This window comes from Enterobacter cloacae complex sp. P14RS, from assembly GCF_014895895.1.
Taxonomy (GTDB): Bacteria; Pseudomonadota; Gammaproteobacteria; order Enterobacterales; family Enterobacteriaceae; genus Enterobacter; species Enterobacter bugandensis.
This window is the reverse complement of record NZ_JADBQM010000036.1, coordinates 13,069-26,022: the sequence shown is the minus strand read 5'-3', so window position 1 is coordinate 26,022 and position 12,954 is coordinate 13,069. Positions and strand designations below refer to the sequence as shown.

Annotated in this window: 27 protein-coding genes; 26 read left to right on the top strand and 1 reads right to left on the bottom strand. The window is 50.0% G+C overall.

The genetic code is table 11. The features are described from left to right. Positions 1–203: 203 nt before the first annotated feature. Together bfd and bfr are read left to right on the top strand one after the other, a co-directional pair. The gene (bfd, locus tag IM295_RS22805) at positions 204–398 is read left to right on the top strand and encodes a bacterioferritin-associated ferredoxin (protein WP_003863268.1); all 195 of its coding nucleotides are present in this window, start codon (positions 204–206) and stop codon (positions 396–398) included. A gap of 72 nt (positions 399–470) precedes the next feature. Beyond that, positions 471–947, top strand: a complete 477-nt coding sequence (gene bfr / locus IM295_RS22800) for a bacterioferritin (RefSeq protein WP_028014636.1) — start codon at positions 471–473, stop codon at positions 945–947. Here bfr and IM295_RS22795 read toward each other — a convergent pair. Next, a complete protein-coding gene (locus IM295_RS22795) occupies positions 931–1,404 on the bottom strand; it encodes an A24 family peptidase (protein ID WP_028014635.1) in 474 nt (157 codons plus the stop codon). The two genes, bfr and IM295_RS22795, sit on opposite strands and share 17 nt — an antisense overlap. A 381-nt stretch (positions 1,405–1,785) precedes the next feature. Here IM295_RS22795 and rpsJ point away from each other — a divergent pair, with 381 nt between their 5' ends. The 24 genes from rpsJ (at position 1,786) to rpsM (ending at position 12,940) form a co-directional block, all read left to right on the top strand. Further along, positions 1,786–2,097 (top strand): 30S ribosomal protein S10, encoded by a 312-nt coding sequence (rpsJ, locus tag IM295_RS22790; RefSeq protein ID WP_001181005.1) that lies wholly within the window; start codon positions 1,786–1,788, stop codon positions 2,095–2,097. A 32-nt stretch (positions 2,098–2,129) separates the two neighbouring features. Then, positions 2,130–2,759 carry a 50S ribosomal protein L3 gene (rplC, locus tag IM295_RS22785; protein ID WP_003863274.1) on the top strand — a complete coding sequence of 210 codons (630 nt, stop codon included), beginning with the start codon at positions 2,130–2,132 and terminating at the stop codon, positions 2,757–2,759. A 10-nt stretch (positions 2,760–2,769) separates the two neighbouring features. Further along, positions 2,770–3,375, top strand: coding sequence for a 50S ribosomal protein L4 (gene rplD, locus IM295_RS22780; protein WP_000424395.1), 606 nt, complete (start codon positions 2,770–2,772; stop codon positions 3,373–3,375). Then, positions 3,372–3,674 (top strand): 50S ribosomal protein L23, encoded by a 303-nt coding sequence (rplW, locus tag IM295_RS22775; RefSeq protein ID WP_000617546.1) that lies wholly within the window; start codon positions 3,372–3,374, stop codon positions 3,672–3,674. The genes rplD and rplW overlap by 4 nt, the downstream gene beginning before the upstream one ends. Before the next feature lie 17 nt (positions 3,675–3,691). Beyond that, positions 3,692–4,513, top strand: coding sequence for a 50S ribosomal protein L2 (rplB, locus tag IM295_RS22770; protein WP_000301859.1), 822 nt, complete (start codon positions 3,692–3,694; stop codon positions 4,511–4,513). Positions 4,514–4,529: 16 nt separating this feature from the next. Further along, the gene (gene rpsS / locus IM295_RS22765; protein ID WP_001138117.1) at positions 4,530–4,808 is read left to right on the top strand and encodes a 30S ribosomal protein S19; all 279 of its coding nucleotides are present in this window, start codon (positions 4,530–4,532) and stop codon (positions 4,806–4,808) included. A gap of 14 nt (positions 4,809–4,822) precedes the next feature. Then, on the top strand, positions 4,823–5,155 hold the full coding sequence (rplV, locus tag IM295_RS22760) for a 50S ribosomal protein L22 (protein ID WP_002919773.1): 333 nt from the start codon (positions 4,823–4,825) through the stop codon (positions 5,153–5,155). Positions 5,156–5,172: 17 nt separating this feature from the next. After that, positions 5,173–5,874: a 30S ribosomal protein S3 gene (gene rpsC, locus IM295_RS22755; RefSeq protein WP_000529945.1), complete on the top strand. Its 702-nt coding sequence runs from the start codon at positions 5,173–5,175 to the stop codon at positions 5,872–5,874. Positions 5,875–5,886: 12 nt separating this feature from the next. After that, positions 5,887–6,297 (top strand): 50S ribosomal protein L16, encoded by a 411-nt coding sequence (rplP, locus tag IM295_RS22750; protein WP_002919759.1) that lies wholly within the window; start codon positions 5,887–5,889, stop codon positions 6,295–6,297. Further along, on the top strand, positions 6,297–6,488 hold the full coding sequence (gene rpmC, locus IM295_RS22745; protein WP_003863282.1) for a 50S ribosomal protein L29: 192 nt from the start codon (positions 6,297–6,299) through the stop codon (positions 6,486–6,488). The genes rplP and rpmC overlap by 1 nt, the downstream gene beginning before the upstream one ends. Next, the gene (rpsQ, locus tag IM295_RS22740) at positions 6,488–6,742 is read left to right on the top strand and encodes a 30S ribosomal protein S17 (RefSeq protein ID WP_008503489.1); all 255 of its coding nucleotides are present in this window, start codon (positions 6,488–6,490) and stop codon (positions 6,740–6,742) included. Before rpmC ends, rpsQ begins: the two co-directional genes overlap by 1 nt. Before the next feature lie 166 nt (positions 6,743–6,908). After that, positions 6,909–7,280: a 50S ribosomal protein L14 gene (gene rplN / locus IM295_RS22735; RefSeq protein WP_002919748.1), complete on the top strand. Its 372-nt coding sequence runs from the start codon at positions 6,909–6,911 to the stop codon at positions 7,278–7,280. 10 nt (positions 7,281–7,290) lie between these two features. Then, positions 7,291–7,605, top strand: coding sequence for a 50S ribosomal protein L24 (gene rplX / locus IM295_RS22730; RefSeq protein WP_003863287.1), 315 nt, complete (start codon positions 7,291–7,293; stop codon positions 7,603–7,605). 14 nt (positions 7,606–7,619) lie between these two features. Further along, positions 7,620–8,159, top strand: coding sequence for a 50S ribosomal protein L5 (rplE, locus tag IM295_RS22725; protein ID WP_001096202.1), 540 nt, complete (start codon positions 7,620–7,622; stop codon positions 8,157–8,159). 14 nt (positions 8,160–8,173) lie between these two features. Next, positions 8,174–8,479 carry a 30S ribosomal protein S14 gene (gene rpsN, locus IM295_RS22720; RefSeq protein WP_003863291.1) on the top strand — a complete coding sequence of 102 codons (306 nt, stop codon included), beginning with the start codon at positions 8,174–8,176 and terminating at the stop codon, positions 8,477–8,479. Positions 8,480–8,509: 30 nt separating this feature from the next. Continuing rightward, on the top strand, positions 8,510–8,902 hold the full coding sequence (gene rpsH, locus IM295_RS22715) for a 30S ribosomal protein S8 (RefSeq protein ID WP_006178918.1): 393 nt from the start codon (positions 8,510–8,512) through the stop codon (positions 8,900–8,902). 12 nt (positions 8,903–8,914) lie between these two features. Then, a complete protein-coding gene (gene rplF, locus IM295_RS22710) occupies positions 8,915–9,448 on the top strand; it encodes a 50S ribosomal protein L6 (RefSeq protein WP_003863296.1) in 534 nt (177 codons plus the stop codon). A 9-nt stretch (positions 9,449–9,457) separates the two neighbouring features. Beyond that, positions 9,458–9,811, top strand: a complete 354-nt coding sequence (rplR, locus tag IM295_RS22705) for a 50S ribosomal protein L18 (protein ID WP_003863297.1) — start codon at positions 9,458–9,460, stop codon at positions 9,809–9,811. 14 nt (positions 9,812–9,825) lie between these two features. Continuing rightward, a complete protein-coding gene (gene rpsE, locus IM295_RS22700; RefSeq protein ID WP_003863299.1) occupies positions 9,826–10,326 on the top strand; it encodes a 30S ribosomal protein S5 in 501 nt (166 codons plus the stop codon). A gap of 6 nt (positions 10,327–10,332) precedes the next feature. Then, positions 10,333–10,512, top strand: a complete 180-nt coding sequence (gene rpmD / locus IM295_RS22695) for a 50S ribosomal protein L30 (protein ID WP_003863301.1) — start codon at positions 10,333–10,335, stop codon at positions 10,510–10,512. 3 nt (positions 10,513–10,515) lie between these two features. Next, entirely contained in the window at positions 10,516–10,950 is a 435-nt protein-coding gene (gene rplO / locus IM295_RS22690) for a 50S ribosomal protein L15 (RefSeq protein WP_014885468.1), read from the top strand. 7 nt (positions 10,951–10,957) lie between these two features. Beyond that, positions 10,958–12,289 carry a preprotein translocase subunit SecY gene (gene secY / locus IM295_RS22685; RefSeq protein WP_003863305.1) on the top strand — a complete coding sequence of 444 codons (1,332 nt, stop codon included), beginning with the start codon at positions 10,958–10,960 and terminating at the stop codon, positions 12,287–12,289. A 31-nt stretch (positions 12,290–12,320) separates the two neighbouring features. Beyond that, positions 12,321–12,437 carry a 50S ribosomal protein L36 gene (gene rpmJ, locus IM295_RS22680; RefSeq protein ID WP_000868187.1) on the top strand — a complete coding sequence of 39 codons (117 nt, stop codon included), beginning with the start codon at positions 12,321–12,323 and terminating at the stop codon, positions 12,435–12,437. A 146-nt stretch (positions 12,438–12,583) separates the two neighbouring features. After that, positions 12,584–12,940 (top strand): 30S ribosomal protein S13, encoded by a 357-nt coding sequence (gene rpsM / locus IM295_RS22675; RefSeq protein ID WP_013099021.1) that lies wholly within the window; start codon positions 12,584–12,586, stop codon positions 12,938–12,940. Positions 12,941–12,954: the final 14 nt, after the last annotated feature.

Sequence of the window (12,954 nt, the reverse complement as noted above, 5' to 3'; positions counted from 1 at the left end):
GGCGTTGTTGCTAAAGTTCTGGGCTAATTAATTATCCCTGAATAAAAAAGGACGCTTCGGCGTCCTTTTTTGTTTTCTGTACCTTTCCTTGTCACAAAATTTCGCATTTTTTAACCGCTCCCGGCCCGTATCCTGGCGTATGTGCTATTGTAATCATAACCATTCTCACTTACACTTTGCGCATATTTTGAACGGGAGTCTCTATGTACGTTTGTTTATGTAATGGTGTAAGCGACAAAAAAATTCGTCAGGCCGTTCGCCAGTTTCAGCCACAATCTTTCCAGCAGCTTCGCAAATTTGTTCCGGTGGGAAATCAATGCGGTAAATGCGTTCGCGCAGCGCGTGAGATCATGCAGGACGAACTGATGCAGATCCCGGAATTCAAAGAGATCGCGTAAGCCTCTATCTTTTTTTTGACATCCCCGTAGCCCGTTCTACGCTTCAATGAGTGGAAGCGGAGGGACTATATAATGAAAGGTGATGTTAAAATCATAAGTTATCTCAATAAATTATTGGGAAATGAGCTTGTCGCAATCAACCAGTACTTTCTTCACGCGAGAATGTTTAAAAACTGGGGTCTGACACGTCTGAATGACGTTGAGTACCATGAATCTATAGATGAGATGAAACACGCCGATAAATACATCGAGCGTATCTTATTTCTTGAAGGCATCCCAAACCTGCAGGATCTCGGCAAGCTTGGCATCGGTGAGGATGTCGAAGAGATGCTGCGTTCTGACCTCCGGCTGGAGCTGGAAGGTGCGAAAGATCTGCGCGAAGCCATTGCTTATGCTGACAGCGTCCATGACTATGTGAGCCGCGATATGATGATCCAGATCCTTGCCGATGAAGAAGGCCACATTGACTGGCTGGAAACCGAACTGGATCTCATTAGCAAAATTGGTCTTCAGAACTACCTACAGTCTCAGATCAAAGTGGAAAATTAATCAGATTTTCCCATCCAACGCACAAACCCGCTGCTGCCAGAAATGGTCCAAAAGGCAGTGGGTTTTTTAATGCACCTTTCTCTGAAGTGAGAAACGAAAAAACAAGAATGCAAAGCAGCGCCATAAGCGCGGCGAGTAACGCCAGCGTAGGCAGTATGCACCAGCCATGCCACGCACCAAGTCCTGCCAGATACTTCACATCGCCATATCCCATTCCTTCCCGCCGGCAGATAAGCCGATAGCCCCAGTAAATCAAGGCAAAACCAAGATATCCAGCCACCGCTCCCATTACGGCACTCGGCAGAAAATCAGGATGGATAAAGACCTGGTAGAGCAGGCCCGTCCAGAGCAGCGGGCAGAGAAATTTATCGGGCAGCAAACCGTCGCGAATATCAGCGCGTACGAGTAAGGCCGTCAGAGAAAAATAGATCATCAGGAAGGGGAGGGTGGTTAGCATGGAAAAGGCCTCAAAAGGTTTTGAGCGCATACTCGTTACAATCTGCCTGTCCGGCAACGCACAAAAACAGCAATTGCGTAGCGGCTTCAAATAAAAAAATTCAGAAAGGATATACGGCGTAAAAAGTTGCGCAGTCCTACGCATACTGAGCCTTTGACGCTTAATTTCTAAACGGCACTTGCGTCTTTCACTGATTTACGTATAATGCGCGGGCTTGTCGTAATTGACGGCGGGTTCAATCAGAACCAGAGTAGCTCATTTTGTTACTCAACAATGCTCCCAATTGGGGGGCTACGTAAGAACGGTTACACTCTCCCATCAATCGTAATGGGTTTGAGGAGTAATCATTTTCGTTTATAAAATAATTGGAGCTCTGGTCTCATGCAGAACCAAAGAATCCGTATCCGCCTTAAAGCGTTTGATCATCGTCTGATCGATCAATCAACCGCGGAAATCGTCGAGACTGCTAAGCGCACTGGTGCGCAAGTCCGTGGTCCGATCCCGCTGCCGACCCGCAAAGAGCGCTTCACCGTTCTGATCTCCCCGCACGTCAACAAAGACGCGCGCGATCAGTACGAAATCCGCACTCACAAGCGTCTGGTTGACATCGTTGAGCCAACTGAGAAAACCGTTGATGCTCTGATGCGTCTGGATCTGGCTGCCGGTGTAGACGTGCAGATCAGCCTGGGTTAATCAGGTCATCGAGCGATTGAGAGGTTGAAACAATGATTGGTTTAGTCGGTAAAAAAGTGGGTATGACCCGCATCTTCACTGAAGATGGCGTTTCTATCCCAGTAACCGTAATCGAAGTTGAAGCAAACCGCGTTACTCAGGTTAAAGATCTGGCTAACGATGGCTACCGCGCTATTCAGGTTACCACTGGTGCTAAAAAAGCTAACCGTGTAACCAAACCAGAAGCGGGTCACTTCGCTAAAGCTGGCGTAGAAGCTGGCCGTGGTCTGTGGGAATTCCGTCTTGCTGAAGGCGAAGAGTTCACCGTAGGTCAGGACATTAGCGTTGAGCTGTTTGCTGACGTTAAAAAAGTTGACGTAACCGGTACCTCTAAAGGTAAAGGTTTTGCTGGTACCGTTAAGCGCTGGAACTTCCGTACCCAGGACGCTACTCACGGTAACTCCTTGTCTCACCGCGTTCCGGGTTCTATCGGTCAGAACCAGACTCCGGGCAAAGTGTTCAAAGGCAAGAAAATGGCAGGTCAGCTGGGTAACGAACGTGTAACCGTTCAGAGCCTGGACGTAGTACGTGTTGACGCTGAGCGCAACCTGCTGCTGGTTAAAGGTGCGGTCCCGGGTGCAACCGGTAGCGACCTGATCGTTAAACCAGCTGTGAAGGCGTAAGGGGATAGCAATGGAATTAGTATTGAAAGACGCGCAGAGCGCGCTGACTGTTTCCGAAACTACCTTCGGTCGTGATTTCAACGAAGCGCTGGTTCACCAGGTTGTTGTTGCTTATGCAGCTGGTGCTCGTCAGGGTACTCGTGCTCAGAAGACTCGTGCTGAAGTAACTGGTTCTGGCAAAAAGCCATGGCGCCAGAAAGGTACCGGCCGTGCGCGTTCAGGTTCTATCAAGAGCCCGATCTGGCGTTCAGGTGGCGTGACCTTCGCTGCGCGTCCACAGGACCACAGTCAAAAAGTTAACAAAAAGATGTACCGCGGCGCGCTGAAAAGCATCCTGTCCGAACTGGTACGTCAGGATCGTCTGATCGTTGTCGAGAAGTTCTCTGTTGAAGCGCCTAAAACTAAGCTGCTGGCACAGAAACTGAAAGACATGGCTCTGGAAGATGTGCTGATCATCACCGGTGAGCTGGACGAGAACCTGTTCCTGGCCGCACGTAACCTGCACAAGGTTGACGTACGCGATGCGACTGGTATCGACCCGGTTAGCCTGATCGCCTTCGACAAAGTCGTAATGACTGCTGATGCTGTTAAGCAAGTTGAGGAGATGCTGGCATGATTCGTGAAGAACGTCTGCTGAAGGTGCTTCGCGCACCGCACGTTTCTGAAAAAGCGTCTACTGCGATGGAAAAAACAAACACCATCGTTCTCAAAGTTGCTAAAGACGCGACCAAAGCAGAGATCAAAGCTGCTGTGCAGAAACTGTTTGAAGTCGAAGTCGAAGTCGTTAACACCCTGGTAGTTAAAGGGAAAGTTAAACGTCACGGACAGCGTATCGGTCGTCGTAGCGACTGGAAAAAAGCTTACGTCACCCTGAAAGAAGGCCAGAACCTGGACTTCGTTGGCGGCGCTGAGTAAGTCGGAGGAGTAATACAATGGCAGTTGTTAAATGTAAACCGACATCTCCGGGTCGTCGCCACGTAGTTAAAGTGGTTAACCCTGAGCTGCACAAGGGCAAACCTTTTGCTCCGTTGCTGGAAAAAAACAGCAAATCCGGTGGTCGTAACAACAATGGCCGTATCACCACTCGTCACATCGGTGGTGGCCACAAGCAGGCTTATCGTATTGTTGACTTCAAACGCAACAAAGACGGTATCCCAGCAGTTGTTGAACGTCTTGAGTACGATCCGAACCGTTCCGCGAACATCGCGCTGGTTCTGTACAAAGACGGCGAACGCCGTTACATCCTGGCCCCTAAAGGCCTGAAAGCTGGCGACCAGATTCAGTCTGGCGTTGATGCTGCAATCAAAGCAGGCAACACCCTGCCGATGCGCAATATCCCGGTTGGTTCTACCGTTCATAACGTAGAAATGAAACCAGGTAAAGGCGGTCAGCTGGCACGTTCCGCTGGTACTTACGTTCAGATCGTTGCGCGTGACGGTGCTTATGTCACCCTGCGTCTGCGTTCTGGTGAAATGCGTAAAGTCGAAGCAGACTGCCGCGCTACTCTGGGCGAAGTTGGCAATGCTGAGCATATGCTGCGCGTTCTGGGTAAAGCTGGTGCTGCACGCTGGCGTGGTGTTCGTCCTACCGTTCGCGGTACTGCGATGAACCCAGTCGACCACCCACATGGTGGTGGTGAAGGTCGTAACTTTGGTAAGCACCCGGTAACTCCGTGGGGCGTTCAGACCAAAGGTAAGAAGACCCGCAGCAACAAGCGTACTGATAAATTTATCGTACGTCGCCGTAGCAAATAATTTTAGAGGATAAGCCATGCCACGTTCTCTCAAGAAAGGTCCTTTTATTGACCTGCACTTGCTGAAGAAGGTAGAGAAAGCGGTGGAAAGCGGAGACAAGAAGCCCCTGCGCACTTGGTCCCGTCGTTCAACGATCTTTCCTAACATGATCGGTTTGACCATCGCTGTCCATAATGGTCGTCAGCACGTTCCAGTCTTTGTTACCGACGAAATGGTTGGTCACAAACTGGGTGAATTCGCACCGACTCGTACTTATCGCGGCCACGCTGCTGATAAAAAAGCGAAGAAGAAATAAGGTAGGAGGAAGAGATGGAAACTTTAGCTCAACATCGCCATGCTCGTTCTTCTGCACAGAAGGTTCGCCTTGTTGCTGACCTGATTCGCGGTAAGAAAGTGTCGCAGGCCCTGGACATCCTGACCTATACCAACAAGAAAGCTGCGGTATTGGTCAAGAAAGTACTGGAATCTGCCATTGCTAACGCTGAACACAACGATGGCGCTGACATCGACGATCTGAAAGTCGCGAAAATTTTCGTAGATGAAGGCCCAAGCATGAAGCGCATTATGCCGCGTGCGAAAGGTCGTGCAGATCGCATCCTGAAGCGCACCAGCCACATTACTGTGGTTGTGTCCGATCGCTGAGACTCTGGAGACTAGCAATGGGTCAGAAAGTACATCCTAATGGTATTCGCCTGGGTATTGTAAAACCATGGAACTCTACCTGGTTTGCGAACACCAAAGAATTCGCTGACAACCTGGACAGCGATTTTAAAGTACGTCAGTACCTGACTAAGGAACTGGCTAAAGCGTCTGTATCTCGTATCGTTATCGAGCGTCCAGCGAAGAGCATCCGTGTGACTATTCACACTGCTCGTCCTGGCATCGTTATCGGTAAGAAAGGCGAAGACGTAGAAAAACTGCGCAAGGTCGTAGCGGATATCGCTGGCGTTCCTGCACAGATCAATATCGCTGAAGTTCGTAAGCCTGAACTGGACGCTAAATTGGTTGCTGACAGCATCACTTCTCAGCTGGAACGTCGTGTTATGTTCCGTCGTGCTATGAAGCGTGCTGTACAGAACGCAATGCGTCTGGGCGCTAAAGGTATCAAAGTTGAAGTTAGCGGCCGTCTGGGCGGCGCGGAAATCGCACGTACCGAATGGTACCGTGAAGGTCGCGTACCGCTGCACACTCTGCGTGCTGACATCGACTACAACACCTCTGAAGCGCACACCACTTACGGTGTAATCGGCGTTAAGGTATGGATCTTCAAAGGTGAGATCCTGGGTGGTATGGCTGCTGTTGAACAACCGGAAAAACCGGCTGCTCAACCTAAAAAGCAGCAGCGTAAAGGCCGTAAATAAGGAGCGTCGCTGATGTTACAACCAAAGCGTACAAAATTCCGTAAAGTGCACAAAGGCCGCAACCGTGGTCTGGCGCAGGGTACGGATGTTAGCTTCGGCACTTTCGGTCTGAAAGCTGTTGGCCGTGGTCGTCTGACTGCACGTCAGATCGAAGCAGCACGTCGTGCAATGACCCGTGCAGTTAAGCGTCAAGGTAAGATCTGGATCCGTGTATTCCCGGACAAACCGATCACCGAGAAGCCACTGGAAGTTCGTATGGGTAAAGGTAAAGGTAACGTGGAGTACTGGGTTGCCTTGATCCAACCGGGCAAAGTCCTTTATGAAATGGACGGTGTTCCGGAAGAGCTGGCCCGTGAAGCCTTCGGCCTGGCAGCAGCGAAACTGCCTATCAAAACCACCTTTGTAACTAAGACGGTGATGTAATGAAAGCAAAAGAGCTGCGTGAAAAAAGCGTTGAAGAGCTGAACGCTGAGCTGCTGAACCTGCTGCGTGAGCAGTTCAACCTGCGCATGCAGGCTGCAAGTGGCCAGCTGCAACAGACTCACCTGCTGAAGCAAGTGCGTCGCAATGTTGCACGCGTTAAGACTTTACTGACTCAGAAGGCGGGTGCGTAATGACCGATAAAATCCGTACTCTGCAAGGTCGTGTTGTTAGCGACAAAATGGAGAAATCCATTGTTGTAGCTATCGAACGTATTGTGAAACACCCGATCTACGGTAAATTCATCAAGCGTACGACCAAACTGCACGTACATGACGAGAACAACGAATGTGGTATCGGCGACAAGGTTGAAATCCGTGAATGCCGTCCACTGTCCAAGACTAAGTCCTGGACGCTGGTTCGCGTTGTAGAGAAAGCGGTTCTGTAATACAGTACGCCTTCTCAATACGAATAAACGGCTCAGCGATGAGCCGTTTATTTTTTCTACCCATATTGCAGAAGCGGTGTTATAATGCCGCGCCCTCGATATGGGGCTTTTTAACGGCTCTGATTTTAGAGTCTCAGGTAGTAGTTGACATTAGCGGAGCACTAAAATGATCCAAGAACAGACTATGCTGAACGTCGCCGACAACTCCGGTGCACGTCGCGTAATGTGTATCAAGGTTCTGGGTGGCTCGCACCGTCGCTACGCAGGCGTAGGCGACATCATCAAGATCACCATCAAGGAAGCAATTCCACGTGGTAAGGTCAAAAAAGGTGATGTGCTGAAGGCGGTAGTGGTGCGCACCAAGAAGGGTGTTCGTCGCCCTGACGGTTCTGTCATTCGCTTCGATGGTAATGCATGCGTTATTTTAAACAATAACAGCGAGCAGCCTATCGGCACGCGTATCTTTGGGCCGGTAACTCGTGAACTTCGTACTGAGAAGTTCATGAAAATTATCTCTCTGGCACCAGAAGTACTCTAAGGAGCGAATCATGGCAGCGAAAATCCGTCGTGATGACGAAGTTATCGTGTTAACCGGTAAAGATAAAGGTAAACGCGGTAAAGTAAAAAATGTTCTGTCTTCCGGCAAACTTGTCGTTGAAGGTATCAACCTGGTTAAGAAACATCAGAAGCCGGTTCCGGCCCTGAACCAACCAGGCGGCATCGTTGAAAAAGAAGCTGCTATTCAGGTTTCTAACGTTGCAATCTTCAATGCGGCTACCGGTAAGGCTGACCGTGTAGGCTTTAGATTCGAAGACGGCAAAAAAGTCCGTTTCTTCAAGTCTAACAGCGAAACTATCAAGTAATTTGGAGTAGTACGATGGCGAAACTGCATGATTACTACAAAGACGAAGTAGTTAAGAAACTCATGACCGAGTTTAACTACAATTCTGTCATGCAAGTCCCTCGGGTCGAGAAGATCACCCTGAACATGGGTGTTGGTGAAGCGATCGCTGACAAGAAACTGCTGGATAACGCAGCAGCTGATCTGACAGCAATCTCCGGTCAAAAACCGCTGATCACCAAAGCACGCAAATCTGTTGCAGGCTTCAAAATCCGTCAGGGCTATCCGATCGGCTGTAAAGTAACTCTGCGTGGCGAACGCATGTGGGAGTTCTTTGAGCGCCTGATCACTATTGCTGTTCCACGTATCCGTGACTTCCGTGGCCTGTCCGCGAAGTCTTTCGACGGTCGTGGTAACTACAGCATGGGTGTCCGTGAGCAGATCATCTTCCCAGAAATCGACTACGATAAAGTCGACCGCGTGCGTGGTTTGGATATTACCATTACCACTACTGCGAAATCTGACGAAGAAGGCCGTGCTCTGCTGGCTGCCTTTGACTTCCCGTTCCGCAAGTAAGGTAGGGTTACTGAATGGCTAAGCAATCAATGAAAGCACGCGAAGTAAAGCGCGTAGCTTTAGCTGATAAATTCTTCGCTAAACGCGCTGAACTGAAAGCGATCATTTCTGATGTGAACGCTTCCGACGAAGATCGTTGGAATGCGGTTCTCAAGCTGCAGTCTCTGCCGCGTGATTCCAGCCCGTCTCGTCAGCGTAACCGCTGTCGTCAAACAGGTCGTCCACATGGTTATGTGGGCAAGTTTGGGTTGAGCCGTATCAAACTGCGTGAAGCCGCCATGCGCGGTGAAGTGCCAGGCTTGAAAAAGGCTAGCTGGTAATTACCAATTGAATCACGGGAGTAAAGACAGATGAGCATGCAAGATCCGATCGCGGATATGCTGACCCGTATCCGTAACGGTCAGGCCGCGAACAAAGTTGCGGTCACCATGCCTTCCGCCAAGCTGAAAGTGGCAATTGCCAACGTGCTGAAGGAAGAAGGTTTTATCGAAGATTTTAAAGTTGAAGGCGACACCAAGCCGGAACTGGAACTTACTCTCAAGTATTTCCAGGGTAAAGCTGTTGTAGAAAGCATTCAGCGTGTCAGCCGCCCAGGTCTGCGCATCTATAAGAAAAAAGATGAGCTGCCAAAAGTTATGGCTGGCCTTGGTATCGCAGTTGTTTCTACCTCTAAAGGTGTTATGACTGATCGTGCAGCGCGCCAGGCTGGTCTTGGTGGCGAAATTATCTGCTACGTAGCCTAATCGGAGGAAAGAATGTCTCGTGTTGCTAAAGCACCGGTCGTTATTCCTGCCGGCGTTGATGTAAAAATCGACGGTCAGGTTATTACGATCAAAGGTAAAAACGGCGAGCTGACTCGTACCCTCAACAAAGCTGTTGAAGTTAAACATGCAGATAACGCTCTGACCTTCGGTCCACGTGATGGTTTCGTGGATGGATGGGCTCAGGCTGGTACCGCGCGTGCCCTGCTGAACTCAATGGTTGTTGGTGTTACCGAAGGCTTCACTAAAAAGCTTCAGCTGGTTGGTGTAGGTTATCGTGCAGCTATCAAAGGGAATGCAGTAGGCCTGTCTCTGGGCTTCTCACACCCTGTTGAGCATCCGCTGCCGGCCGGTATCACTGCAGAATGTCCGACTCAAACTGAAATCGTGCTGAAAGGCGCTGATAAACAGCTGATCGGTCAGGTTGCAGCAGATCTGCGCGCCTACCGTCGTCCTGAGCCTTACAAAGGCAAGGGTGTTCGTTACGCCGACGAAGTCGTGCGTACCAAAGAGGCTAAGAAGAAGTAAGGTAACACTATGGATAAGAAATCTGCTCGTATCCGTCGTGCGACCCGCGCACGCCGCAAGCTCAAAGAGCTGGGTGCAACTCGCCTGGTGGTACATCGTACCCCGCGTCATATTTACGCACAGGTAATTGCACCGAACGGTTCTGAAGTTCTGGTAGCTGCTTCTACTGTAGAAAAAGCTATCTCAGAACAATTGAAGTACACCGGTAACAAAGACGCCGCTGCAGCTGTAGGTAAAGCTGTTGCAGAACGCGCTCTGGAAAAAGGCATCAGCAATGTTTCCTTTGACCGTTCCGGGTTCCAATATCATGGTCGTGTCCAGGCACTGGCAGATGCTGCCCGTGAAGCTGGCCTTCAGTTCTAAGGTAGAGGTGTAAGATGGCTCACATCGAAAAACAGGCTGGCGAACTGCAGGAAAAGCTGATCGCGGTAAACCGCGTATCTAAAACCGTTAAAGGTGGTCGTATTTTCTCCTTCACAGCTCTGACTGTAGTAGGCGATGGTAACGGTCGCGTTGGTTTTGGTTACGGTAAAGCGCGTGAAGTTCCAGCAGCGATCCAGAAAGCGATGGAAAAAGCCCGTCGCAATATGATTAACGTCGCGCTGAACAACGGCACCCTGCAGCACCCAGTTAAAGGTGTTCACACGGGTTCTCGTGTATTCATGCAGCCAGCTTCAGAAGGTACCGGTATCATCGCCGGTGGTGCAATGCGCGCCGTTCTGGAAGTTGCTGGGGTTCATAACGTTCTGGCTAAAGCATATGGTTCCACCAACCCGATTAACGTGGTTCGTGCAACTATTGATGGCCTGGAAAATATGAATTCTCCAGAAATGGTCGCTGCCAAGCGTGGTAAATCCGTTGAAGAAATTCTGGGGTAATTGACCATGGCAAAGACTATTAAAATCACTCAAACCCGCAGTGCAATCGGTCGTCTGCCGAAACACAAGGCAACGCTGCTTGGCCTGGGTCTGCGTCGTATTGGTCATACCGTTGAGCGCGAGGATACTCCTGCTGTTCGTGGTATGGTCAACGCGGTTTACTTCATGGTTAAAGTTGAGGAGTAAGAGATGCGTTTAAATACTCTGTCTCCGGCCGAAGGCTCTAAAAAGGCGGGTAAACGCCTGGGTCGTGGTATCGGTTCTGGCCTCGGCAAAACCGGTGGACGTGGTCACAAAGGTCAGAACTCTCGTTCTGGCGGTGGCGTACGTCGCGGTTTCGAGGGTGGCCAGATGCCACTGTACCGTCGTCTGCCGAAGTTCGGCTTCACCTCTCGCAAAGCAGCGATCACAGCGGAAATCCGTCTGTCTGACCTGGCGAAAGTTGAAGGCGGCGTTGTAGACCTGAACACGCTGAAAGCGGCTAACATTATCGGTATTCAGATTGAGTTCGCGAAAGTGATCCTGTCTGGTGAAGTTTCTACTCCGGTAACTGTTCGTGGCCTGCGTGTTACTAAAGGTGCTCGTGCTGCTATCGAAGCTGCTGGCGGTAAAATTGAGGAATAAGTAGCAGATGGCTAAGCAACCGGGATTAGATTTTCAAAGTGCCAAAGGTGGATTTGGCGAGCTGAAACGCAGACTGCTGTTTGTTATCGGCGCGCTGATTGTGTTCCGTATTGGCTCTTTTATTCCGATCCCTGGTATCGATGCCGCTGTACTTGCCAAACTGCTTGAGCAACAGCGAGGCACCATCATTGAAATGTTCAACATGTTCTCTGGTGGTGCTCTCAGCCGTGCTTCTATCTTTGCTCTGGGTATTATGCCGTACATTTCGGCATCGATTATTATCCAGCTGCTGACGGTCGTTCATCCGGCCCTGGCAGAGCTGAAGAAAGAAGGGGAGTCTGGACGTCGTAAGATTAGTCAGTACACCCGTTACGGTACTCTGGTGCTGGCAATATTCCAGTCGATCGGTATTGCTACCGGTCTGCCGAATATGCCTGGTATGCAGGGCCTGGTATTAAACCCAGGCTTTGCATTCTATTTCACCGCTGTTGTTAGTCTGGTCACAGGGACGATGTTCCTGATGTGGCTCGGCGAACAGATTACTGAGCGTGGTATCGGTAACGGTATCTCAATCATTATCTTCGCCGGTATCGTTGCGGGACTCCCGCCGGCCATCGCCCATACTATCGAGCAAGCGCGTCAAGGCGACCTGCACTTCCTCCTGTTGCTGTTGGTTGCAGTATTAGTATTTGCAGTGACGTTCTTTGTTGTCTTCGTTGAACGTGGTCAACGCCGCATTGTGGTGAACTACGCTAAGCGTCAGCAGGGTCGTCGTGTCTATGCTGCACAGAGCACACATTTACCGCTGAAAGTGAATATGGCGGGGGTTATCCCGGCTATCTTCGCTTCCAGTATTATTCTGTTCCCGGCAACCATCGCGTCATGGTTCGGGGGCGGTACTGGTTGGAACTGGCTGACAACAATTTCGCTGTATTTGCAGCCTGGGCAACCACTTTATGTGTTACTCTATGCGTCTGCGATCATCTTCTTCTGTTTCTTCTACACGGCGTTGGTCTTCAACCCGCGTGAAACAGCAGATAACCTGAAGAAGTCCGGTGCATTTGTACCAGGAATTCGTCCGGGAGAGCAAACGGCGAAGTATATCGATAAAGTAATGACCCGCCTGACTTTGGTTGGTGCGCTTTATATTACTTTTATCTGCCTGATCCCGGAGTTCATGCGTGATGCAATGAAAGTACCGTTCTACTTCGGTGGGACCTCACTGCTTATCGTTGTTGTCGTGATTATGGACTTTATGGCTCAAGTGCAAACTCTGATGATGTCCAGTCAGTATGAGTCTGCATTGAAGAAGGCGAACCTGAAAGGCTACGGCCGCTAATTGGTCGCCTGAGAAGTTACGGAGAGTAAAAATGAAAGTTCGTGCTTCCGTCAAGAAATTATGCCGTAACTGCAAAATCGTTAAGCGTGATGGTGTCATCCGTGTGATTTGCAGTGCCGAGCCGAAGCATAAACAGCGCCAAGGCTGATTATTTCGCATATTTTTCTTGCAAAGTTGGGTTGAGCTGGCTAGATTAGCCAGCCAATCTTTTGTATGTCTGTACGTTTCCATTTGAGTATCCTGAAAACGGGCTTTTCAGCATGGTGCGTACATATTAAATAGTAGGAGTGCATAGTGGCCCGTATAGCAGGCATTAACATTCCTGATCAGAAACATGCTGTGATCGCATTAACTTCGATCTACGGCATCGGCAAGACCCGTTCTAAAGCCATCCTGGCTGCAGCGGGTATCGCTGAAGATGTTAAGATCAGTGAGCTGTCTGAAGGACAAATCGACACGCTGCGTGACGAAGTTGCCAAATTTGTCGTTGAAGGTGATCTGCGCCGTGAAATCAGCATGAGCATCAAGCGCCTGATGGATCTTGGTTGCTATCGCGGTTTGCGTCATCGTCGTGGTCTGCCAGTGCGCGGTCAGCGTACTAAGACCAACGCACGTACCCGTAAGGGTCCGCGCAAACCGATCAAGAAATAATCGGGGTGATTGAA

Coding starts and splice junctions, on each gene's coding strand:
- bfd (WP_003863268.1), top strand. CDS start 204: ATGTACGTTTGTTTATGTAATGGTGTAAGCGACAAAAAAATTCGTCAG.
- bfr (WP_028014636.1), top strand. CDS start 471: ATGAAAGGTGATGTTAAAATCATAAGTTATCTCAATAAATTATTGGGA.
- IM295_RS22795 (WP_028014635.1), bottom strand. CDS start 1,404: ATGCTAACCACCCTCCCCTTCCTGATGATCTATTTTTCTCTGACGGCC.
- rpsJ (WP_001181005.1), top strand. CDS start 1,786: ATGCAGAACCAAAGAATCCGTATCCGCCTTAAAGCGTTTGATCATCGT.
- rplC (WP_003863274.1), top strand. CDS start 2,130: ATGATTGGTTTAGTCGGTAAAAAAGTGGGTATGACCCGCATCTTCACT.
- rplD (WP_000424395.1), top strand. CDS start 2,770: ATGGAATTAGTATTGAAAGACGCGCAGAGCGCGCTGACTGTTTCCGAA.
- rplW (WP_000617546.1), top strand. CDS start 3,372: ATGATTCGTGAAGAACGTCTGCTGAAGGTGCTTCGCGCACCGCACGTT.
- rplB (WP_000301859.1), top strand. CDS start 3,692: ATGGCAGTTGTTAAATGTAAACCGACATCTCCGGGTCGTCGCCACGTA.
- rpsS (WP_001138117.1), top strand. CDS start 4,530: ATGCCACGTTCTCTCAAGAAAGGTCCTTTTATTGACCTGCACTTGCTG.
- rplV (WP_002919773.1), top strand. CDS start 4,823: ATGGAAACTTTAGCTCAACATCGCCATGCTCGTTCTTCTGCACAGAAG.
- rpsC (WP_000529945.1), top strand. CDS start 5,173: ATGGGTCAGAAAGTACATCCTAATGGTATTCGCCTGGGTATTGTAAAA.
- rplP (WP_002919759.1), top strand. CDS start 5,887: ATGTTACAACCAAAGCGTACAAAATTCCGTAAAGTGCACAAAGGCCGC.
- rpmC (WP_003863282.1), top strand. CDS start 6,297: ATGAAAGCAAAAGAGCTGCGTGAAAAAAGCGTTGAAGAGCTGAACGCT.
- rpsQ (WP_008503489.1), top strand. CDS start 6,488: ATGACCGATAAAATCCGTACTCTGCAAGGTCGTGTTGTTAGCGACAAA.
- rplN (WP_002919748.1), top strand. CDS start 6,909: ATGATCCAAGAACAGACTATGCTGAACGTCGCCGACAACTCCGGTGCA.
- rplX (WP_003863287.1), top strand. CDS start 7,291: ATGGCAGCGAAAATCCGTCGTGATGACGAAGTTATCGTGTTAACCGGT.
- rplE (WP_001096202.1), top strand. CDS start 7,620: ATGGCGAAACTGCATGATTACTACAAAGACGAAGTAGTTAAGAAACTC.
- rpsN (WP_003863291.1), top strand. CDS start 8,174: ATGGCTAAGCAATCAATGAAAGCACGCGAAGTAAAGCGCGTAGCTTTA.
- rpsH (WP_006178918.1), top strand. CDS start 8,510: ATGAGCATGCAAGATCCGATCGCGGATATGCTGACCCGTATCCGTAAC.
- rplF (WP_003863296.1), top strand. CDS start 8,915: ATGTCTCGTGTTGCTAAAGCACCGGTCGTTATTCCTGCCGGCGTTGAT.
- rplR (WP_003863297.1), top strand. CDS start 9,458: ATGGATAAGAAATCTGCTCGTATCCGTCGTGCGACCCGCGCACGCCGC.
- rpsE (WP_003863299.1), top strand. CDS start 9,826: ATGGCTCACATCGAAAAACAGGCTGGCGAACTGCAGGAAAAGCTGATC.
- rpmD (WP_003863301.1), top strand. CDS start 10,333: ATGGCAAAGACTATTAAAATCACTCAAACCCGCAGTGCAATCGGTCGT.
- rplO (WP_014885468.1), top strand. CDS start 10,516: ATGCGTTTAAATACTCTGTCTCCGGCCGAAGGCTCTAAAAAGGCGGGT.
- secY (WP_003863305.1), top strand. CDS start 10,958: ATGGCTAAGCAACCGGGATTAGATTTTCAAAGTGCCAAAGGTGGATTT.
- rpmJ (WP_000868187.1), top strand. CDS start 12,321: ATGAAAGTTCGTGCTTCCGTCAAGAAATTATGCCGTAACTGCAAAATC.